Annotated in this window: 24 protein-coding genes; 14 read left to right on the forward strand and 10 right to left on the reverse strand. The window is 65.5% G+C overall.

The genetic code is table 11. The features are described from left to right. The first annotated feature begins 14 nt into the window (after positions 1-14). The 4 genes from AC5Y4S_RS21195 to AC5Y4S_RS21210 all read left to right on the forward strand — a co-directional run bounded on the left by AC5Y4S_RS21195 (position 15) and on the right by AC5Y4S_RS21210 (position 3,576). The gene (locus tag AC5Y4S_RS21195; RefSeq protein WP_500034564.1) at positions 15-1,262 is read left to right on the forward strand and encodes an acyl-CoA dehydrogenase family protein; all 1,248 of its coding nucleotides are present in this window, start codon (positions 15-17) and stop codon (positions 1,260-1,262) included. Continuing rightward, positions 1,259-2,134, forward strand: coding sequence for a hypothetical protein (locus tag AC5Y4S_RS21200; RefSeq protein WP_500034565.1), 876 nt, complete (start codon positions 1,259-1,261; stop codon positions 2,132-2,134). Before AC5Y4S_RS21195 ends, AC5Y4S_RS21200 begins: the two co-directional genes overlap by 4 nt. Before the next feature lie 235 nt (positions 2,135-2,369). Next, entirely contained in the window at positions 2,370-2,699 is a 330-nt protein-coding gene (locus AC5Y4S_RS21205) for a DUF732 domain-containing protein (protein WP_158090376.1), read from the forward strand. A gap of 94 nt (positions 2,700-2,793) precedes the next feature. Further along, positions 2,794-3,576 carry an SDR family oxidoreductase gene (locus tag AC5Y4S_RS21210; protein WP_500034566.1) on the forward strand — a complete coding sequence of 261 codons (783 nt, stop codon included), beginning with the start codon at positions 2,794-2,796 and terminating at the stop codon, positions 3,574-3,576. A gap of 88 nt (positions 3,577-3,664) precedes the next feature. Here AC5Y4S_RS21210 and AC5Y4S_RS21215 read toward each other — a convergent pair whose 3' ends face one another. The 4 genes from AC5Y4S_RS21215 to AC5Y4S_RS21230 form a co-directional block, all read right to left on the reverse strand. Then, positions 3,665-6,562 carry an MMPL/RND family transporter gene (locus AC5Y4S_RS21215; RefSeq protein WP_500034567.1) on the reverse strand — a complete coding sequence of 966 codons (2,898 nt, stop codon included), beginning with the start codon at positions 6,560-6,562 and terminating at the stop codon, positions 3,665-3,667. Then, positions 6,559-6,993, reverse strand: a complete 435-nt coding sequence (locus AC5Y4S_RS21220; RefSeq protein WP_500034568.1) for an MmpS family transport accessory protein — start codon at positions 6,991-6,993, stop codon at positions 6,559-6,561. Before AC5Y4S_RS21220 ends, AC5Y4S_RS21215 begins: the two co-directional genes overlap by 4 nt. A gap of 242 nt (positions 6,994-7,235) precedes the next feature. Continuing rightward, positions 7,236-7,853: a TetR family transcriptional regulator gene (locus AC5Y4S_RS21225; RefSeq protein ID WP_500034655.1), complete on the reverse strand. Its 618-nt coding sequence runs from the start codon at positions 7,851-7,853 to the stop codon at positions 7,236-7,238. Between the two features lie 39 nt (positions 7,854-7,892). After that, positions 7,893-8,819, reverse strand: coding sequence for an alpha/beta hydrolase (locus AC5Y4S_RS21230; RefSeq protein WP_500034569.1), 927 nt, complete (start codon positions 8,817-8,819; stop codon positions 7,893-7,895). 110 nt (positions 8,820-8,929) lie between these two features. Between AC5Y4S_RS21230 and AC5Y4S_RS21235 the strand changes: the two genes are divergently transcribed. Next, entirely contained in the window at positions 8,930-10,279 is a 1,350-nt protein-coding gene (locus tag AC5Y4S_RS21235; RefSeq protein WP_500034656.1) for an aldehyde dehydrogenase family protein, read from the forward strand. Between the two features lie 15 nt (positions 10,280-10,294). On the opposite strand, the gene AC5Y4S_RS21240 is transcribed toward AC5Y4S_RS21235, so the two are convergent. Genes AC5Y4S_RS21240 through AC5Y4S_RS21250 form a run of 3 tightly spaced genes read right to left on the reverse strand, consistent with a single transcriptional unit; the run spans position 10,295 to position 12,020 of the window. Beyond that, complete coding sequence (locus tag AC5Y4S_RS21240) at positions 10,295-10,918, reverse strand: hypothetical protein (protein WP_500034570.1); 624 nt, start codon at positions 10,916-10,918, stop codon at positions 10,295-10,297. After that, positions 10,915-11,517 (reverse strand): methylated-DNA--[protein]-cysteine S-methyltransferase, encoded by a 603-nt coding sequence (locus AC5Y4S_RS21245; RefSeq protein ID WP_500034571.1) that lies wholly within the window; start codon positions 11,515-11,517, stop codon positions 10,915-10,917. Before AC5Y4S_RS21245 ends, AC5Y4S_RS21240 begins: the two co-directional genes overlap by 4 nt. Next, a complete protein-coding gene (locus AC5Y4S_RS21250; protein ID WP_500034572.1) occupies positions 11,514-12,020 on the reverse strand; it encodes an RNA polymerase sigma factor in 507 nt (168 codons plus the stop codon). The genes AC5Y4S_RS21245 and AC5Y4S_RS21250 overlap by 4 nt, the downstream gene beginning before the upstream one ends. A 134-nt stretch (positions 12,021-12,154) precedes the next feature. On the opposite strand from AC5Y4S_RS21250, the gene AC5Y4S_RS21255 reads away from it, so the two are divergent. The 3 genes from AC5Y4S_RS21255 to AC5Y4S_RS21265 are packed head-to-tail and all read left to right on the forward strand — an operon-like array spanning position 12,155 to position 14,069. After that, positions 12,155-12,667: a methylated-DNA--[protein]-cysteine S-methyltransferase gene (locus tag AC5Y4S_RS21255; RefSeq protein WP_500034573.1), complete on the forward strand. Its 513-nt coding sequence runs from the start codon at positions 12,155-12,157 to the stop codon at positions 12,665-12,667. Next, positions 12,667-13,380 (forward strand): 2OG-Fe(II) oxygenase, encoded by a 714-nt coding sequence (locus AC5Y4S_RS21260; protein ID WP_500034574.1) that lies wholly within the window; start codon positions 12,667-12,669, stop codon positions 13,378-13,380. Before AC5Y4S_RS21255 ends, AC5Y4S_RS21260 begins: the two co-directional genes overlap by 1 nt. A 23-nt stretch (positions 13,381-13,403) precedes the next feature. Then, positions 13,404-14,069 carry a nitroreductase family protein gene (locus AC5Y4S_RS21265; protein WP_500034575.1) on the forward strand — a complete coding sequence of 222 codons (666 nt, stop codon included), beginning with the start codon at positions 13,404-13,406 and terminating at the stop codon, positions 14,067-14,069. Positions 14,070-14,077: 8 nt separating this feature from the next. Here the strand turns inward: AC5Y4S_RS21265 and AC5Y4S_RS21270 are convergent, their stop codons facing one another. After that, positions 14,078-14,365, reverse strand: a complete 288-nt coding sequence (locus tag AC5Y4S_RS21270; protein ID WP_500034576.1) for a hypothetical protein — start codon at positions 14,363-14,365, stop codon at positions 14,078-14,080. A 187-nt stretch (positions 14,366-14,552) separates the two neighbouring features. Here AC5Y4S_RS21270 and AC5Y4S_RS21275 point away from each other — a divergent pair, with 187 nt between their 5' ends. The 5 genes from AC5Y4S_RS21275 (at position 14,553) to AC5Y4S_RS21295 (ending at position 17,627) form a co-directional block, all read left to right on the forward strand. After that, positions 14,553-15,173 carry a TetR/AcrR family transcriptional regulator gene (locus tag AC5Y4S_RS21275; RefSeq protein WP_500034577.1) on the forward strand — a complete coding sequence of 207 codons (621 nt, stop codon included), beginning with the start codon at positions 14,553-14,555 and terminating at the stop codon, positions 15,171-15,173. 54 nt (positions 15,174-15,227) lie between these two features. Then, positions 15,228-15,806 carry a carboxymuconolactone decarboxylase family protein gene (locus AC5Y4S_RS21280; RefSeq protein ID WP_500034578.1) on the forward strand — a complete coding sequence of 193 codons (579 nt, stop codon included), beginning with the start codon at positions 15,228-15,230 and terminating at the stop codon, positions 15,804-15,806. 63 nt (positions 15,807-15,869) lie between these two features. Continuing rightward, positions 15,870-16,067 carry an antitoxin Phd gene (locus tag AC5Y4S_RS21285; protein WP_500034579.1) on the forward strand — a complete coding sequence of 66 codons (198 nt, stop codon included), beginning with the start codon at positions 15,870-15,872 and terminating at the stop codon, positions 16,065-16,067. Continuing rightward, positions 16,064-16,444 carry a type II toxin-antitoxin system death-on-curing family toxin gene (locus AC5Y4S_RS21290; RefSeq protein WP_500034580.1) on the forward strand — a complete coding sequence of 127 codons (381 nt, stop codon included), beginning with the start codon at positions 16,064-16,066 and terminating at the stop codon, positions 16,442-16,444. Before AC5Y4S_RS21285 ends, AC5Y4S_RS21290 begins: the two co-directional genes overlap by 4 nt. Positions 16,445-17,201: 757 nt before the next feature. Beyond that, on the forward strand, positions 17,202-17,627 hold the full coding sequence (locus tag AC5Y4S_RS21295) for an endonuclease VII domain-containing protein (RefSeq protein WP_500034581.1): 426 nt from the start codon (positions 17,202-17,204) through the stop codon (positions 17,625-17,627). Between the two features lie 313 nt (positions 17,628-17,940). Here AC5Y4S_RS21295 and AC5Y4S_RS21300 read toward each other — a convergent pair whose 3' ends face one another. Further along, positions 17,941-18,366 carry a nitroreductase family deazaflavin-dependent oxidoreductase gene (locus AC5Y4S_RS21300; protein WP_500034582.1) on the reverse strand — a complete coding sequence of 142 codons (426 nt, stop codon included), beginning with the start codon at positions 18,364-18,366 and terminating at the stop codon, positions 17,941-17,943. Between the two features lie 389 nt (positions 18,367-18,755). On the opposite strand from AC5Y4S_RS21300, the gene AC5Y4S_RS21305 reads away from it, so the two are divergent. Beyond that, complete coding sequence (locus tag AC5Y4S_RS21305) at positions 18,756-18,971, forward strand: hypothetical protein (protein ID WP_500034583.1); 216 nt, start codon at positions 18,756-18,758, stop codon at positions 18,969-18,971. On the opposite strand, the gene AC5Y4S_RS21310 is transcribed toward AC5Y4S_RS21305, so the two are convergent. Next, positions 18,968-19,645 (reverse strand): LLM class flavin-dependent oxidoreductase, encoded by a 678-nt coding sequence (locus tag AC5Y4S_RS21310; RefSeq protein ID WP_500034584.1) that lies wholly within the window; start codon positions 19,643-19,645, stop codon positions 18,968-18,970. The two genes, AC5Y4S_RS21305 and AC5Y4S_RS21310, sit on opposite strands and share 4 nt — an antisense overlap. Positions 19,646-19,679 lie beyond the last annotated feature (34 nt).

Here is a 19,679-nt window from a genome sequence, read left to right on the forward strand (position 1 = left end):
CACAGGCGAATTCGGTGACCATCGAGTCGGTCGAGGAATTCCGCGGCCGCGCCAAAGCGTGGCTGGCCGCGAACCTGCCAAGGCTCGACTCCGAAGACGCCATGGTCCTCGAGCGCGACGAACTGGCGTCCTGGCGGCGCGCCCGCGAATTGCAACGGAAGTTGTACGACGGCGGCTTCGCCGGGATTTGCTTCCCTCGCGAGTACGGCGGCCTGGGGCTGAGCTACGAGTACAAGAAGGCATTCGACGCCGAGGCGGCCCCATACGAGACGCCCTTGCTGCTCAACATCCCGTCGTTCGCCATTTGCTGCGCGACGATCCTGGACATGGGCACCGAGGAGCAGAAGCGCACCCACATCGGCGCGGCGCTGCGCGGCGACGAGGTGCTCGTCCAGCTGCTCTCCGAACCCAGCGGGGGTTCGGACCTGGCCGGGGTGATCACCCGGGCCGACCGCCGAGACGGGCGGTGGGTCATCAACGGCGCGAAGACGTGGAGCACCTGGGCGTTCGCCGCCGACTACGGCCTGTGCCTGGCCCGAACCGACTGGGACGCACCCAAACACAACGGCCTCACGATGTTTTTGCTGCCGCTTCGACACCCCGGGGTGACGATCAACCGCATCCGTCAGGTCAACGGCTCGGTCGAGTTCTGCGAGGAGTTTTTCGACGACGTCGACGTGGGCGACGACGCCGTCGTCGGGGAACCGGGCAAGGGGTGGGACGTCGCGTCACGACAGCTTTACCACGAGCGCCGCACCATGGGCGACGGCTCGGAGTACACCAGCGGACCCGGAATCGCTGAGGCCGAGGACATTTCGATCGATCTGATGTCGTTGGTCGACAGCACCAGGCAAGGGGACAGCGAACGCGTTCGCGAGATGGTGGGCCGCGTTCTGGTTCACCGGGCCGTGCACGGGCAACTGAGCGAGCACGTCTACCACGCCGTCGTCGACGGATCGCTGCCTCCCGCCGGGGGATCGATCATCAGGCTCGACATGGCCGAGGTGCACGACGTCGAGAACGACACCGCCCTCGCCATTGCCGGTTCGGCCGGCGTGGTCGACGATGACGCGGGCCTGCTGGGCATTGGCACGCGATATCTGGGCCGTCAGATCGCCAGCATCGGGGGCGGCACGACGGAGATGGCGCGCAACGTCATTGGCGAACGGGTCCTGAACTTTCCGCGCGAGTACGCCGCCGACCGCGGTGTGCCGTTCAACCAGGTGCGCCGGGGCAAAGCGGCGAAGGGAGATCAACGGTGAGCGACCAACTTCGCGACATCCGAGAGCTGGCCAACGACGCCGGCGCCTACCGCGACGAGTTGTACCGACGCTGGACCGGGCTGCTGAGCTATCGCTACATCGGCCGCAACCACTCGGCGATGAACATCGGCGAGACCGACGACACCGTCACCATTCGCCGCGACATGCGCAACGAGGCCGGCGGACTCATGGTGGCGCCGTTGGCGATCTCGTCCCCGGAGGGATGCCAGACCGACATGGTCGCGGTGCCGAACCCGGTCATCGCGTCGGTACAGATCATCGACCCCGGCTACGACGTCACACGGATCGAGATCGTCGGGTCCGGCATCGTGCACCAGGGCCGAACCATGGGCTACGGGCGGTGCAAGATCGTCGACGCCGACAACCCCGACCGGGTGATCGCCTTCAACGAGGGCCAGGGAGCCGTGATCGGTGTCCCGCCGGAAGGCCTTGGCAAGATGGATGTTTCGGGCACCGAGCTGGTGATCGAGGATTCGCCCGACCTGCCACCGCTGTGGCGGGCCTTCGGGGCCGACAAGCGCGACGACGGCCATTGGGTACTGCCCGCGCTGAGCGCCGAGCTCGCCTCACCGGACGCCGCGCTGCACATCGGGCCTCAGCACGTGGTCCTCGAGACCGCCGCGACCGACCTGGCCGCCGAGGTCGCCGGCACCCGGAAGCTTCAGGTCATCAGCTGGCACGTCATGTTCATGTCCCGCGGCAAGGTGGGCCCCTTCCGCGTCGAGGGCACGGCGCATGCCGGCGGGCCCGGACGCATCGGCGTGCGCATGCTCCTGCACGACGAAGGAAACGCGGACAAGGCCGTCACTTCCGCCGCGGCGATCTTCGATACGGTGACCCGCGGCATTTAATTCAGCCGGAATTAACGGCCAACGGTCGGTAAAGCTTTCGCCCGCGACCGGCCCCTGCACCCGTGGGCGCTTGACGCATGCGACCTGGCCAGCAACGATCATTGCTATAGACAATGATCGACATTAGACACGGTGGATGCTAGAAACAGTCCGATGTGTAATTTCGGCGGTTCGGGTCAATCCGAACTACGTATCGAACCTTGAGAGTGATGGGGGAACGATGATGCAGCACAGAATGGCAAGGAAGGTTTCTGCCTGCGCGCTCGGCGCGCTGGCGACTCTGATGCTGGCGCCGTCGACCGTCGCGCGAGCCGACCAGACGGACCAGGACTTCACCAGCTATTTGCAGGCGCACGGCGTCGACCTCGGTAGCCCGGCGCTGGACGTGAAGGCGGCGCAGATGATGTGCAAAGACCTCAACGCCGGCTACAGCCAGAAGGACGAGATAGACCAACTGACGGGCTCGCATCGGTTGAACGAGGCCCAAGCCCAAATGTTCGTCGCCGCGGCTACCGCGGATTACTGCCCCGCAAAGCACCCGCCGAGCAAGCCGAGCAGCAGCTAACGGCGTTCCCGACGGGGCCGAGCGGGGCTCTGGTCATACATCTGCCTGCGTCTGTATGGTGCAAAAAACGCATCGGCACGACGGGAGACGCACAGTGGCAGAACGGTTGGCGGGGAAGGTCGCGCTCATCAGTGGCGGGGCTCGGGGGATGGGCGCTTCGCACGTGCGGACCCTGGTCGCTGAGGGCGCCAAGGTCGTGTTCGGCGACATCCTCGACGACGAGGGCAAGGCCGTCGCGGCCGAGCTCGGCGACACCGTTCGCTACGTGCACCTGGACGTCACCAAACCCGAGCAGTGGGAAGCCGCGGTGGCCACCGCCGTGACCGAGTTCGGCGGGGTCGACGTCTTGGTGAACAACGCCGGCATCATCAATATCGGCACGTTTGAGGACTACGAGCTCTCGGAGTGGCAACGCATCCTCGACATCAACCTCACGGGAGTGTTTCTCGGCATCCGCGCGGTGGTGAAACCCATGAAGGAAGCGGGACGGGGCTCGATCATCAACATTTCCTCCATCGAAGGCATGGCCGGCACCATCGGTTGCCATGGGTACACCGCAACCAAATTCGCCGTCCGCGGGTTGACCAAGTCGGCCGCGCTGGAACTGGGGCCCAGCGGAATCCGCGTCAACTCGATTCATCCAGGGCTCATCAAGACGCCGATGACCGAATGGGTCCCCGAAGACATCTTCAATACCGCGGTGGGCCGGATCGGCGAGCCGAAGGAGGTGTCCAGTCTCGTGGTGTATCTGGCCAGCGACGAGTCCAGCTACTCGACCGGCTCGGAGTTCGTGGTCGACGGCGGCACCACCGCGGGCCTGGCACACAAGGACTTCTCCGCGGTCGATGCCAGCCAGCAGCCCGAGTGGGTCACCTAGTCTCAGACCCACATCGAAACTGCTTCCAGCGCTGCAATATTGGGGTCCTGCACGCGCTGTGCGCAGGCTCGGCGACTCGCTCCCTAGTTCAGGGCGCCACCGCGAACGATTCGCGCTCCTTCGCCGGCGTGGGCCACGGCGAAGGCAGCGGCCGTTGCCGCACTCGCTGCGGCCACCAGAACCACTTGCCCAGCAGCGCGGCGATCGACGGCATCATCAACGACCGCACGATCAGCGTGTCGAAGAGCAGGCCGAGGCCGATTGTGGTGCCGACCTGGCCGATGACCGTGAGTTCGCTGACCGCCATCGTCATCATCGTGAACGCGAACACCAGGCCCGCCGAGGTGACCACCGACCCGGTGCCTCCCATTGCGCGGATGATGCCCGTGTTCAGCCCGGCGTGGATCTCTTCCTTGAACCGGGCCACCAATAGCAGGTTGTAGTCGGCGCCGACGGCCAGCAGGATGATGACCGACATCGCCAGCACCATCCAGTGCAGTTCGATGCCGATCAGGTGTTGCCAGATGAGGACCGAGAGTCCAAAGGATGCTCCCAGCGAGATCAGTACGGTGCCCACGATCACGGCCGAGCCGACGACGCTGCGCGTGATGATCAGCATGATGATGAAAATCAGGCACAGCGAGGCGATTCCGGCGATCAGCAGGTCATAGTTGCTGCCGTCCTGCATGTCCTTGTAGGTGGCCGCGGTGCCGCCGAGGTAGATCTTGGAGCCCTCCAGCGGCGTTCCCTTGAGCGATTCGTAGGCGGCCTTCTTGATCGCGTCGATGTGCGAAATGCCCTCTGGCGTCATGGGATCGCCGTCGTGGCTGATGATGAACCGCACCGCGTGGCCGTCGGGCGAGAGGAAGTTCTTCATGCCCTTCTTGAACTCGGCGTTGTTGAACGTCTCCGGGGGCAGGTAGAACGAGTCGTCGTTCTTGGACGCGTCGAACGCCTTGCCCATGGCGTTGGAGTTCTTTTGCGCCTCGTTCTGCTGATCCTGCAGGCCCTTCTGGGTCGAATACATGGTCAGCATCGTCGTTTTCATGGCCTTCATGTTCTCGATCATCGATGGCATCAGCGCCACCATCTGGGGCATCAGCGTGTCGAGATGATCCATGACGGGCAGCAGGCTCTGGATGTCGTCGGTCATCGTGTCGATGCCGTCGAGGGCGTCGAACACGGACCGAAGCGACCAGCACACCGGGATGTCGTAGCAGTGCTTTTCCCAGTAGAAGTAGCTGCGGATGGGCCGGAAGAAGTCCTCGAAATCCGCCATGTGCTGGCGTAATTCCTCGATGTCGATGGTCATCTCGTGCATTTTTCTGACCATCACGTGCATGTCGTCGGCCATCTGCGTGGTGATCCTAGACATCTTTTCCATGCTGTCGATGGTCGTCTGCATCATGTCGGCCTGGTGCAGCATGTCGGCCATCTGGTCCGCTTGGTATTTCTGATTCATCTGCTGGGTGACGCTCTGCATGCTGATCTGGAACGGGATCGAGGTGTGCTCGATCGGGGTGCCCTGCGGCCGGGTGATCGCCTGCACGCGCGAAATTCCGGGCACCCGGAAGATCGACTTGGCGATCTTGTCGATGACCAGGAAATCGGCGGAATTGCGTAAGTCGTGGTCACTTTCGATCATCAGCAGCTCGGGGTTCATCCGGGCGTTCGAGAAGTGCCGGTCCGCCGCCGCGTAACCGGCGTTCGCCGGCAGATCGGCGGGCAGGTATTTGCGGTCGTTGTAGTTGGTCCGGTAGCCGGGCAGGGTCAGCAGGCCGACGAGCGCGATCGCGATCGTCACGATCAGGACGGGGCCGGGCCACCGGACGACGAGGGCACCGACCTTGCGCCAGCCGCGGGTCCGCTGCGCCCGCCTGGGCTCCAGCGTCTGGCGGAACCGCGATGCCACCGAGATCACCGCGGGGCCGAGCGTCAGGGCCGCCGCGACGACGACCACCATGCCGATGGCCAATGGGATGCCCAGCGTCTGGAAGTAGGGCAGGTTCGTGAAGTGCAGGCAGAACGTCGCGCCCGCGATGGTCAGGCCGGAGCCGGCCACCACGTGCGCGGTGCCGCCAAACATGGTGTAGTACGCGTCTTCTCGCGATTCGCCGACCGACCTGGCCTCCTGATATCGGCCTATCAGGAAGATCGCATAGTCGGTCGCGGCGGCGATCGCCAACGTCACCAACAGGTTCGTGGCGAAGGTGGACAGCCCGATGATGTTGTAGTAGCCGAGGAACGCCACCATGCCGCGCGCCGCGGAGAGTTCGAGCACCACCATCACCAACGTGAGCAGCACCGTGATGATGGACCGGTAGACCAAGAGCAGCATCGCGATGATCACGACGAACGTGACGGTCGTGATCACCTGCAGGCTGCGGTCGCCGGCGATGTGCTGATCCGCTTGCACGGCGGCGGGCCCGGTGACGTAGGTCTTGACCCCGTTGGGCGCCGGCAGGCTCTTAACGATGTTCTGCACGGCCTCGACCGACTCGTTGGCCAGGGCCTCGCCCTGGTTGCCCGCGAGGTAGACCTGGACATAGGCGGCCTTGCCGTCGTTGCTCTGGACGCCGGCCCCACTCAAGGGATCGCTCCACATGTCCTGGACGTGTTCGACGTGTTTGGTGTCGGCGTCCAGCTTTTTGACCATCTGGTCGTAGTAGGCGTGCGCGTCACTGCCCAACGGGTTTTGGCCCTCGAGGACGATCATCACCGAGCTGTTGGACTTGTACTCGTGGAACACGTCACCCATGTGTTTGGTCGCGATGACCGACTGCGCGTCGTCCGGGCTCATCGAGACCGAGCGCATCTTCCCGACCTCGTCGAGCTGCGGGACGATCGTGTTCAGCACCGCGATGATCGCGATCCAGCCAAGGACGATCGGTAGGGCGAACTTTCGGATGATCCGCGGGATCGCCGGGCGCTCGGCGTGTCTGGGGACGGGAAGGGTATCGGTCGGGTGTTCGGTGCTTGCGCTCATGCGGATTTCACCAAGCAAAAGGTCAGGGCGTGCACGCCGTTGGTTATCTTCTCGTCCTTTACTTCGTCGTCGATCGTGATGCGACAACCGAGGCGGTCACCGTCGCTTTGGGCCGAGAGGTTCGGGAAGACCGACGGGGCCGTCGTGCTTAGGACCAGCGTCCAGGGCAGCGGCGCATCGTCGACACGTTTCGGGTCGGCGGACAGATCGAGGTAGTTGACGTTGGCGTGGCTGGCCGAGCCGAAGATCTCGTACTTGACGACCTTGGGCTTGAACGGCTTGGAATCGTCCTGCCGGGGGCTGGTCATGACGCCGGTGTCGTTGGCAGCGAAGAACGTCTTGACCCGCGCCACGGTGAACCCGCCGATCACCACCACCGCGACGATCAAGAGCGGCAACCACGCGTTGCGCACGATCCTGGATAGCTGCACCTGCGTGGATTCCTCTCCTGGTCAATCAACGGTGGTGCATCGCCCGCTAGGTGATCACCGCATTACGTTGCGCCACAACGAAGTTCATGACCCGCCGCGATTTGCGCAGTTTGAGCCGTCGGGCCCTGGGAAATCTGCCCCTGCATCGCCGAACCCCCGCCTGATGCCACCCGAGCATAATACATCGCCTGCAGAGTTTGCACACAGTGCAAACCAAGGTGATCTAGGTAACTATCCGTCCGTCATTTGGCGAAGATGCTGTTGACCAGCGCGGCAGCGTTTTCGACGTAGGGCATCGGCGTGTCGTCGGAATCCATCGGCTCGCCGCTGGCCCAGCGTTCGATGCCGGCCCGCACGGCCGTCAACGCCAGCGCGGCGATCAAGGCGGGTATCTCGTCGTCCGGTCGCATCGCCTGGCGGCGGGCGACGATGTCGGTCAGCTGGTTCTGGAACCGCTCCAGCTCGGCGAGAAACGCGGCCATGACGGCGGGGCTGGTCTTGGCGAGCTCGAGCATGCCGACGGCCTGTTCGCGTCGTGGCGGCACGTCGCGGAGATGGTGCGCCGCGAGCGTGATCAGCTCCGCCAGCACCACCCGATACGGGGCCGGACCGGCCGCGACGAAATCTTCGGCCAGCTCGGCGGGCAGGTCGGAGGGGCCGTAGGCGATCGCCGATTCCTTGGTGGGGAAATAGTTGAAGAACGTCCGCGTCGAGATTCCCGCCTCGATGCAGATCTCCTCGATGGTCACCTTGTCGAACCCACGGCTGGTCGCCAGGCGCACCGCGGCGTCGCGGATGTCCGCGCTCGTCTGGCGACGACGTCGCTCGCGAAGACCCATCGGGTGGCACTGGTTGCGCATGACACTCATCGTTGCACGATACGCAAACTTTGCAGTCACCTAGCCTCGCGGAGCCAGGGCCGCGCGTAGGTGTGCGCACTGACTGGCGAAGAACTTCACCGAAATCGGCGCCTTGTCCGCGATCTGGTCGAACGCGTGAAACGCGCCGGGGACGACTTCTTCGTGGACGGGCACCCCGGCCTCCCGCAGGCGCCGCCCGTAGTCCAAGCACTCCTCGTAGAACAGGTCCAGCGTCCCGATGCCGATCCAGGCCGGCGGCAGGCCCGAGAGGTCTTCCCGACGGGCCGGCGCCGCCTCTCGCGGATCCGCGCCGTTGAGGTACCAGCGCCACGCCAGCTGATTGTCGGTTTCGGTCCACATCAGCCGCTTGTGGCCGTCGTGATGGGCGCCGGTGCGGTCGTCGAGCATCGGGTAGACCAGCATCTGGAACGCGACTTTGACGTCGCCGCGATCGTGCGCCCGCTGTGCCACCGCCGCCGCGAAATGTCCACCGGCGCTGGCCCCGCCGACGGCGACGCGGTCCGGGTCGACCCACGGTTGGCGCGCCAGCCACCGCAGCGCGGCATAGCAGTCCTCGACCGGGATCGGATAGGGGTGCTCCGGCGCCAGCCGGTGCTCCACCGCGGCCACCGCGACACCGGTGAGGTGCGACAGCTTGCGTAGAAACTTGTCGTCGTGAGCGGCGTGTCCCATGATCGTGCCGCCGCCGTGGATCCACAGCATCGCCGGCGCCGGATTGGAAAGGCCGACGGGACGGTGCAGGCGAACCGTGACGTGCTCGTTGACGGTGGCGACCGGGACGTTGCGCAGCCGGCCCGCGTTGCCCATCAGGTTCATCAGCGTGCGCTGGACGCGGTAGCCGCGGTGCAGGGCGTAGCCGCGGGGTAGGAAGTGGGCCGCCTTGCGCAGGCCGGGGTCCAACGCGTGCCGCGACGTGAAGGCGTTGCCGGCGTGGGTTTTTGCCATCGCGTGCCCTCCGCTCCAGTGCGCCGACCATACATGACGCGAACTTCGTCCGTAGGCATTAGCTGATTGGCCTACGCACCGAGAGGGTAAACGGGGTCGTGGCTTCGACCATGACCAAGGTCATCAACGTCCTGGATCCGCGCACCGGCGACCAGGTGACGCAGGTGCCCGTCACCGAGCCGTCGGACTGTGACGATGCGGTCCGGCGCGCCGCGGATGCCGCCGCCGGCTGGGCGCGCACGGCGCCCGCCGAACGGGCCGAGGCGATCGCGGCGGCCGCGGCCGACGTCCGTGGCGCCGCCGACGAACTCGCCGAACTGAACGAGCGGGAAACCGGGAAACTGCGCGACGATGCTCGCGGCGGCGTAGAGGCCGGAGTGGGCACCCTATTGCAGTACGCGCAACTGGGCCCGTTACATCGCGGGCGCAGCCTCCAGGGCGATTGGTCGGCAACCGATCTGATGGTTCCGCAGCCGCGCGGTGTCGTCGCGGTGCTCACGCCCTGGAACGACCCCGTCGCGGTGGCCGCCGGACTGCTCGGCGCGGCGCTGGTCACCGGAAATACCGTGGTCCACAAGCCCAGTGAGCGCTGCCCGGGGACCGGTCGGCGGTTCGCCGAGCTGCTGGCCGCCCGGCTGCCCGAGGGTGTGCTCGAAATCGTTGACGGCGACGGCACGGTCGGTGCGCGGTTGGCCGAGTCGGAGCGTGTCGACGTGGTCGCGCACGTCGGGAGCAGCGCGACCGGCCGGGAGATCGCCCGGGTCTGCGTGGAACGCGGCGCCAAGGCGCTGCTGGAGAACGGCGGAAACGACGCCCTGATCGTCGACGCGGACGTCGATCCCCGCTGGGCGGCCGGCCAGGCGGCACTTGGCGCCTTCGCCAACGCGGGTCAGATCTGTGTGTCGGTGGAGCGCGTGTATGTGGTCCAGCCGATCGCCGAGGCGTTCGTCGATGCGTTGGTCGACGAGGCCTTGGCGTGGGCCGAAAGGATCGGGCCGTTGGTGGACGAGCGCCACCGCGAACACGTGCACGCCCAGGTCGAGGACGCGGTGCGGCGCGGCGCCCACGTCCTAGCCGGGGGCGAACCCCAGCCCGGGCCGGGTTCGTTCTATCCGCCGACCGTGCTGACGGATTGCGCGCCGGACATGCTGGTGCTGCGTGAGGAAACGTTCGGTCCGATCGCGCCGGTGCGGATGGTCCCGGACTTCGCCGCGGCCCTGGCCGAAGCCGCCGACGATCGCTTCGGCCTCGCCGCCACGGTGCTGACCGGCGACATGGCGCACGCGCAGGAGGCCTGGCGCAGCCTCCCGGTCGGCACCGTCAAGATCAACAACGTGTTCGGGGGCGCCCCCGGGGGAGCGTCCGAGCCGCGCAGGGCCAGCGGCACCGGCTTCGGATTCGGTCCGGAGCTCCTCGACGAGATGACCACCATGAAGGTCGTGCACTGGTCGCCGCTTTGATTGGTCGCGAAATCGCTAGTCGCACTTTCGCGGTCCGAGTTGCACTGGATAGCCGGCCCGAAGGACAGCGACGTTCGACGGCGGAGTGATGACGACCGCAGCGCCGGTATTGGGCCGCGCCAGCCGATCCCCATAGCTGTAGTCGCGCCGATCCCAGACCACGAGGCGGTCGCCGACGACGACGGCGGGTCCGGACTCGGTCAGCACGAACACGCCGTCGGGCAGGGCGCTCCAATCGGCGCCATGGCCGACCGGGCCCGTTCGTTCCAAGTGCAGTTGCGCGTCGATGTCCCGGGCGTAAGGCATTGGACCGGAGCGGGTTTCGGCCCAGCACCTTCGATATTCGTTATACGAGCGGCGGCGGCATTCGGCGCAGGGACGGTGTCCGGCGGCCATCGAGACGGCCTCGTCGAGGAAGAACAGCGGCGTGTAGCGATTGGGCTCCCACTGCGCGACCCGACGGTTCCTGAATGACAAGACGCAGGTGATCCAGGTCTTGTGCTGATGGTTGCGCACAATTTCGCGACTGCCGCGACCCTCGTGCAGGCGACCGCGGTTGCCCATCCACGCGCCGCGACCCGGTGCGGCGATGATCTCGCCTGACGGGGAGACCCGGTTGCGCGCGGGGGTATCGGTCATTTCTGCCGCTCGAGGTCGAGCAGGACGCGCTTGGCGGCCGGGCCGCCGCGGTAGGCGCCCACCGTTCCGTCGGAACGGATCACCCGGTGACACGGCACGAAGATGGGGATCGGGTTGGTCGCGCACGCGGTGCCGACGGCGCGAACGGCCTTGGGGGAACCTGACAGTCGGGCCAAGGTGGCATAGCTCGCGGTGTTGCCGTACGCGACGTCGGCGTTGAGATGTTCCAGCACGGTGCGCCGAAAGCCTTGTGACAACGACCAGTCCAGCGCGACGTCAAAGCTGTGACGGTGGCCGGTGAAGTATTCATCGAGTTGTTGCGCAAAGGGATCCAGCCGCGGGCGCGATTCGAGCACGCGCGGGCTGATGCGCTCCGAGAGATTTTGCAGCACGCTGTCACGGTCTTCGTTGGCGAACGCCACCCGCAGCAGCCCGATGGGGGTGGCCGCCAACAGCAGTGGTCCGACGGCGGAGTCAATTGTGCGATAGGCGATGTCGAGCAGATCGCCGGCCTGGGCGTCCCTTTCCAGGCGAGCGTGCAGGCGTCGCAGCCGATCGCGATCGACCGGATAGTGCTGGGTGAGATCCATTGCGGTCATTGATGATTCCTTGTCGTATCGATGCGGGGATAGGTGCGGCGGAGGGTGGCGATACCGTCGGCAGCGGCCCGGCGGGCGGCGTCAACGCTGCTGTCGAGGATTACCGCGATCTCGGCGTAAGGCAGGCCCGCCAGATAGTGGTAGGCAACGGCCTGGCGCTGTTTGGGTGGCAGCGCGCCCACTGCGGCGTCCAGATCGAGATCGTGCGCGTCGGCCCGCTCGCGAGCGGGGGAGTCGGGGGGATCGGCGACGGGGGCGGCGCGCCGCGCGGCCCCGCGTGCGATGTCAATGGCTTTCCGGTGGGCGATGGTCACCAGCCATGCTTCGACATTGGCGTCGGCCGGCAGCTGAGGATAGGCCTTCAACGCGGCCAGGAACGTGTCTGACCAGGCGTCGTCGGCGTCGACGTGGCCGATCACCGCGCGAACGACCCGCCACACCGTGGCGCCGTGTCGAGCCACGACCGCCTCGAAAGGCGGCTTGACGTGCCGATCGACATTCATCCTGACGCCATTTCCTCCGTGACAGTCCGCGACTCCCATTGTGAAGACGCGGGGCCGGCCCCAGATGTGAGACACCCAGATGCGGTCTCACGTTTTCCAACCGGCCCTCGTCTACCAGGAAAGGAGGTTGACCGATGCAAACAAGACACACGGTGATCGATAGCCCCCTCGGGGAGCTGACACTGGCCGCGGATGGCGACGCCCTAACGGGCGTGTACTTCCAGCGTCATTGGCACCCGCCCGCTGCTGACGCTCTCGGCCGGTCCGTGCAGCCTGTCGTCGATGAACTCTTCCGGTGCGCCGCCGATCAGCTGCACGAATACTTCGCCGGAAAGCGGACCCAGTTCGACGTCCCCATCGCCCTGAAAGGTGATCCGCGTCAGAAAAGAGTCTGGGATTTGTTGCCAAGCATCGACTACGGCGAGACCACCACCTACGGCGAGCTGGCCGCGACGCTGGCTGACGGCTACACCGCGTACGAAGTCGGTCAGGCGGTGGGACGCAACCCCCTGAGCATCGTCGTCCCATGCCATCGCGTCGTCGGCAAGAACGGCGTCCTCACCGGTTACGCTGGCGGCCTGAAGCGAAAACGATTCCTACTAGACCTGGAGGCGCCGGTGCCCGCGGCGGCCGGCCGATTGTTCTGATGCCGTCGAAATGGGATCGGAGGGTGAACGCCGCGGACTGGGACGCGGTGACCGCCGACATGAACGAGGTTGGCGGCGCACTGCTTCCCCAGCTGCTCACTGCGACGGAGTGCGCAGCGATGCTCGATCTCTACCCCGACGACAGTCGATTCCGCGCCACCATCGACATGGGGCGCCACCGTTATGGGCAAGGCGAGTACCGCTATTTCAAGCGGCCCTACCCGCACCCGATCGACGAGCTGAAACAGGCGCTCTACCCCCGGTTGTTGCCGATCGCCCGCGACTGGTGGACGAAGCTGCGACGCGACCCGCCCTGGCCCGACACGCTCGACGAATGGCTGGACGTGTGCCATCGCGCCAGCCAAACCAAACCAACCGCGTTGTTGCTCAAATATGGGCCGGGCGACTGGAACGCGCTGCACCGAGACCTCTACGGAGACCTCGTCTTTCCGCTGCAGGTCGTCATCAATCTCACCGAGCCGGGCGTGGCACACAGCGGCGGTGAATTCCTACTCGTCGAGCAGCGACCCCGAGCGCAGTCGCGCGGAACCGCCACCACGCTGCCGCACGGGCAGGGCTACATCTTCACCACCAGGGAACGGCCGGTCCGCTCGACCCGGGGCTGGTCGGCTGCGTCCGTGCGCCATGGAGTCTCGGTGGTGCGCACCGGTCACCGTTGCACGCTCGGGTTGATCTTTCACGACGCCGCCTGACCGCATGCGGCACGATGGCGTGCATGGAGCTCTACGATGTCATGCGATCGACGGCCGCGGTGCGCGAATACACCGACGATCCCCTTCCCGACGACGTGCTGGCACACATCCTCGACAACGCCCGCTTCGCGCCGTCCGGCGGCAATCGGCAGGGCGTGCGCGTCATCGTGCTGCGAGAGCAGGTCACCCGGGCCGCGCTGGCCGACCTCGGACTTCCCGCCGCGCGCCGGTACACCGCGCAACTCGCCAACGGCGAGACGCCGTGGAATCCGTTGCGGCCGACCGGCATCGACGCGTCGGCGATCGACGCGACGGAGCCGCCCGCGCAGATGTCGGCCCCGCTTCGCGAGGCTCCGGTGGTGCTCGTGGTGTGTCTGGACCTTTCAGTCGTGGCGGCCACCGATCAAAACCTCGATCGCATCGGCGTGGTGCCCGGCGCGTCGGTCTACCCGTTCGTCTGGAATGTGCTGCTGGCCGCGCGCAACGAGGGCTACGGCGGAGTGCTGACCACGATGGCCGTCGCCGAGGAGCCGCGCGTGAAAGAGCTTCTCGGCGTGCCCGATTCGTATGCGATCGCCGCGGTGGTCCCCTTGGGCAAACCAGTGCGCCGGGTGACCAAGCTGCGACGACGGCCGGTCCCCGAGTTCGCCACTCGCGAGCGCTTCGACGGGGAACCTTTCGACGGATAGGCCAGGTCTCACTGGATCTGTTGCGCCCCATACCAGACACCGTCGGGAGCGCCGATCGCGCCAGCCCGTTCGCGGGCCGCGGCCAGTTCCGGTGAGGTAGCGAATTGGCGGGCTTTGTCCGCGTCGTGCATGTCCATGACCACGATGACGGCGTTGGGATCGTCGGCGTCGACGTAGGTTCCGGTGACCACCAGGCCGTGCTCGCGGCGCACGGCGTCGAGCTCCGGGTTACGGAAGACGGTGTTCCACCGCTCGACGCTGGTGACTCGTTGCTTCACGAGCATTACTCCGGTCACGATGCATCCTCCTGATGGTTCAGGGCACGGCAACCCCTGCGATATCGCGGACTTCGGCCCACCCGGTTTGCGGTGCCGTGGCACAAGCCCTCACATGAAACATATGTCTACAGTCGTAGACATAACCAAGTCTAGACCGGTGGAGACGGCATATCTACAGTTGTAGATAAATTTGGACGGAGGCGGGATGAAGCCCACGGTCGAGGACGAGAGCGTCGACGCGAACCCGCCGCGGCGCAATGCCGCGGCCACCCGGGCGCGGCTGCTAGCCGCGGCACGTGAACAGTTCTTGCGCAACGGATATCGGGCGACCTCACTGCGGGCGATCGCGGCCCAAGCCGGCGTTGACGTGATGCTGATCAAGCGATACTTCGGCTCCAAGGAACGGCTCTTCGCGGAAGCCACCGACATTTCGGACAATGTCGAAGCGGTGCGGCGTGCCCCGGACGACGTGATAGCTCGCGCCATGATCGAACGGGTGCTGCGCGCACGCAGAGACGTCGATGCCCCCCTGTTTGCGCTGCTGCGCTCCAGTGGTGACCCTGACGTCGTCGCGCGCCTCAACGAACAGCTCGAGACCGGCCTGACCCGCAACCTCTCCCGCAGAATCAAGGCCGACCAACCCCGACTTCGCGCCGACATGGTCGCCGCCCTGCTGCTGGGAATCGGGGTGCAGCGTGCGCTGCTGAACAAGGATCCCATCGCCACCGCCGACGACCGGGATATCGCCGCGATCTTCACTGAAGCCTTTGAGGCGCTGACGAAATTGCCCCAAGGAGCGCAAGGGGAGTGGCATCCGGAATCGTAGGCGGCCATACTCCAGGAGATCGGCCAGACCGCTCGGTGAACGGGAGACGATGACGTGACACGAATCCAGCCTTCGAGCGCGTTCGCCGCGGTGCCGATCCAAGATCTCGGTCAAGGGGATCGGATCAACCTCGGCGTCGCCAGCATCATGGGTCGCCTGCCCGCCGTGGCCGAGGCGCTGGGCTCCCTAACCGCGGCGCTGCGCACCAATGGCACGCTGCCGCCCCGGCTGCTCGAACTGGTGCGGCTGCGCATCGCGTTCTTCAACCAATGCCGAAGCTGCATCGCGGTGCGTTACCAAAGCGCCATCGACGACGGCCTCGACCAGGACGCGGTCTGCTCGCTCGAACGCCCGGCCGAGGCCGAAAACCTCTCGGCCGCCGAGCGATCCGCCCTGCGCTTCGCGGAGCTATTCGCCACCGACCATCTCGCCATCGATGACGCGGTTTACGACGAGCTGCGCCAGCACTTCAGCGAAGACGAGCTCGTTGAACTCGGCGTGCACTGCGCGATCGCGCTAGGCGTCGGCCGACTTTCGGCAACTTGGGACGTCAGCGACGACCTTCCGGAGGCGACGGCTCCGTCGGAGCGGCTGGCGCCATGGAGCTCCGCCTCGGTGGTCGCGTCAGGTTAGGCGCCACACGCATACAGCGATCTGCGGTACTGAAATTAGTACCAAATGCAGTACCATAGGCGCATGCCTTCGTTGAACATCCCGTTTACCGACGAAGAACTCGAGGCCATCCGCATTGCGGCCGCGGGCGATGACATGTCTCTCCGCGCATTCGCCCACCAGGCGATTCTGTCGGCGGCTAGTGAGCACAAGCGCCGGGTCGCTGAGGCCGCGAGGATCGTCGCGACGCGGTCGGCTGAACTCAACCAGCGTTTGGCGTGACAAAATTTCTCGACCGCGATGACGTCCTCACCGCCGGCGCGGCGGCTGTCGGAGAGGTCCTCACGGTCAGCGATTACGGCCTTCTCGACGCGGCCGTTGCGAGGCCTCGCGCGACCGTCTTCGGCATTGACGCGTATCCCGACCACCTCTCCAAGGCGGCCGCGCTGATGCAATCGCTTGCGCGCAACCACGCGCTTGCCGACGGCAACAAGCGCACCGCTTGGGCGGCCGCATGGACTTTCTTATACATCAACGGAATCCAACTGGGTGATTTTGACATCGACGACGCCGAACAGTTCGTGAACGCGGTCGCGACCGATGGGACCATGTCGGTCAACATCATCGCTGAAAAGCTGGCTTCGTACGCCGCGTCGTAATCGCGGCATTTCTTCAGATGCTCATCCGCACCAAAAAGCCTGTGCGACACAGCAATTCGTCACAGTGACGTATTGTCCATGGCTGGGCGGACCGGGCCTGGTTGCCGCGGGGATGGTGGTGAGCGGGAAATCCTTGATATGGGGAGCGGGCTCCCGGCGTGCCGACGACGGTGGTGGGCGGTCCGCTAGCAGGACGGCGAATGTTGTCGATGCGAGGGCGTTGAGCGTGGGCGCCGAATGGTCGGGTTCGTCGGCGGCTTCGTAGCAGCGATGGTTCTGGGCAGTGTTCGGTCCATCCTATGCGGTGCGTCAATAACACTGCGCGACAGATCGTTTCGTCACGGTGACGTATTGCTGAGCTAGCGGGCTGGAAGGGAAAAAGGGCTTTTGAGTCGCCGGACCGGTCGGCCGGCCGCTGCAATGCTGGAGGTCGGCGCATCACTTCATCGATGGAGCTATCGGCTCTGGCCTGACGTGCCGACCACCATATGGGTCGGGGCGATGGCGAGCAGTCCGAGTGCGGGACGCTCAAGGCCGTCTGTGCAGTACAGCGCGCCGTCTCGAAGTCTCATGCTGATCCGTTGTACCGATAAGCGACACTATGTCAAGTAACGCTTGTCGGTGCCCGCCTCCAGACTTGCGTGCATGACAGTGATCCCTGCGGAAGAACTCATCCGATGCTCAACCACCAATGGCTGTGGTCAACTCAAGCCACGGACAAAGATGGCGCGGTGCGGCCAAGCGGACCCCGTTGTGCATGGCGTGCTACCAGCGAGCACGCCGGCTCCTGCAGAGTCCAGCGGAAATCCGTCGTGCCAACCTTTGGGCCAAGTACCGCATCACCCCCGAGCAGTATGACGCGCTCCGGGCCGAGCAGAACTATCGCTGCGGTGTTTGCGGCACTAAAGAGGCCGATATTGACCTCACGAGGGTAGGTGGTCGTCCGCGCAGCGACGGCCAGCCGCTGCTCAAGGTGCCGCTGGCCGTTGACCACGACCACAAGACTCGTGCCATTCGGGGCCTTCTCTGCCCGTCGTGCAATGCCGGTCTGGGAGCGTTTGGCGACGATCCAAGTCGGCTATACGCGGCGATCGCGTATCTCAATAATGCGTGGCTGGTCGTGCGCAGACTGGATCCTGGCGCGTGTGGTCCCGAGGCGGAAGGGCGCGAACGCGCATCGTGAACCATGATTGAAGCCGAAGCTCCCTTGCTGGCGTGGATTTCAGGCTGTTCGACGATTCGGACGGCTTTTGGCGGAGCAAATTGTCAAGTCGGGTGGACGGGGCGTCGGCGAGCAGGCCAAGTTGCAATGCCCAGGTGCGTAACTGGGGTGAGGCGGCGGTGAAGACGTACCGGGTGCTCGCAAACCTAGTCCCCTGCCGGGGGACTGACGTCAGTGCCCGTGGACGATGGTGACGTCTGACAGAACCTCCTCAGGCTTGCCCACTTCGCCTGAGCGCCCGGCCCAGTCCCCCCGGCGCCGGTTTTGGGAGCGCTCACTGCTGGTTGCGCGGGGTCAGTGCGATAACAGGGATCTCACGCGAGGTCATTGCGCGGTATTGGGACCAGCCGGGATTCTCGGCGGCAAAACGATCCATCAGGTCGTGAAGTTCGCGATCGACGACGACTGTCGCGGTGGCCGCGAAGCTCTCGGTGCCGACTTCCACAAGAACTTCTGGGTGCGCGACCAGGTTGTGATACCAGTCAGGGTGTCGCGGCGATCCGGCAACCGATCCGAACACGATGTACCTCGCACCGTCGCGCAGAAAGCCCAGCGGATTGACCCGTAGCTGGCCCGACCGTCTGCCGACCGTCGTCAACAACAGCAGCGGCTTGTCCGCAAAGTAGCCTCCCACGCGACCACCGCTCGCGCGGAATTCCTCGACGATATAGCCGTTTTGGGAGTTCCAGTCATTCGCCATGGGAGGCCGCCTCGCTGGCGCGTTCGACCGCTTGTCGACGCTTCGGGGCGCCCAGCCGGTCAGAGGTGAGCGTGGCGCGAACGTGGCCCATGGTCGAATCCCGTTTGACATGGCATGGTTTCGGCGTTGGCCGACATGCGTCGAAGATCTTCATTAGAGCGCCCCAAGCACCTTGCTCGTCTGAGTCGTTCGCGAACTCCCTTGGCAGCCGGGTGTCTCGGCAACCATCCGCGCATGGATTCCCGCCCTGGGACATTCCCATGGCGCCTGTGGCGATACCGGCCTGCGGACATCGGGCCGCGTTAGCGTCGAGTGCGAGGTAGCCGGGGACCAGTTGGCTAGGAGGATCGTGGTCATCGTGCGGCGCTCGCCGCGGTTTTGCGGTGTGCGTGAGCGGCGTCGAGTGCGGGTGCCAGGCGCTGCAACTGGTGGGTGACGGACGCCAGGTCTCCGAACGCCGAGACCAGGACGTGATCGGCGCCGGCGTCGAGGTGGTCGATGATGCGTTGCGCGACCTGTTCTGGTGTGCCCGCGACGGCGACGGCATCGAAGAACTTGTCAGTTTGGTGGTCGAGGTCGTCATCGGACAGCCCAAAGCGCTTTAACCCGGCGCGATAGTGCGAGATTTGGGTGCCGATAGATAACCTCTGCCGATAGGCGGCCAGCGTTTCTTCGGTCGGGTCGACCAGCACACTTTTTCGGGAATCAATAGCGGACGGGGGCCAAGGCGCTGGCGCGCGTCGGCGGTGTGGGCGACAGGCACGAAGTAGGGGTGGGCGCCGTCGGCGTATTCGGCGCCTAGCTCGAGCATTTTCGGTCCCACGGCGGCGATCACGGTTGGAAAGGGGCGCATCGCCAGCGGACTCTGCTGGGCTTCCCGCTGCATGCGCTGCAAGTACTTGCGCATAGTGGCAAGCGGTGTGCTGTAGTCGGCGCCTACCTGGTCGGCCTGGATTGGATGTCCGATGCCGATGCCGTTGATGAATCGGCCGGGATAGGCCTCGGCCAGCGTGGCCCCGGCGGCCTGGGCGGCCTCAGGGGCGCGCGCCCACACATTGGCGATCCCGGCCGCAGCGGCCAGTCGCTGTGTGGCCGCCAGCCAGATCCCCAACTGCGCGTAGATATCTCGGCCGCCCACGCCTTCGCCCGTCCAGATCGAACCGTAGGTAGTAAGGGCGTCCAGGCGGCGTAGCGCATCGCGTTGGGCGGTCACAGTGTCGCTGACGTGTTCGGGGCCGCCCAGCCATATCCCGAACGGGCCCAGTGTTTGCCGCGCCATCTGGTTAACTTGAGACATACTCAATTACGATAGT

The organism is Mycobacterium sp. NGS64, assembly GCF_059812245.1.